The organism is Shewanella electrica (assembly GCF_022321485.1).
Lineage (GTDB): Bacteria > Pseudomonadota > Gammaproteobacteria > Enterobacterales > Shewanellaceae > Shewanella > Shewanella electrica.
The window spans coordinates 1-229 of sequence record NZ_JAKOGG010000866.1; the positions used below are offsets into that span (position 1 = coordinate 1).

Below are 229 nucleotides of genomic sequence, written 5' to 3' on the forward strand. Positions count from 1 at the left end.
ACGATCCCCTGTCGGTTGGCTGCCTGGGCAAACCGGCTCCGTAATAAGGGGTTGGCGATAATGGCGGTCGCCGCTTGTAAGGAAGCGAGGTTAAAGGTCTTGGAGGTTGATACGAGGGTAATTACGTTACTCAAAATGATTGGATCTAAAGAGAAGGTTGGCGTGTAGTCTTCCCCCTCAATAACCAAGTCACCGTGGATTTCATCAGCAACGACCAACACCCCGTATT

Annotated in this window: 1 protein-coding gene; it reads right to left on the reverse strand. The window is 50.7% G+C overall.

Annotation, left to right across the window (positions count from 1 at the left end; genetic code table 11):
- Positions 1-229, reverse strand: a 229-nt coding sequence (locus L9G74_RS22255; RefSeq protein ID WP_238899155.1) for an aminotransferase class I/II-fold pyridoxal phosphate-dependent enzyme, incomplete at both ends; no start/stop codon positions are given.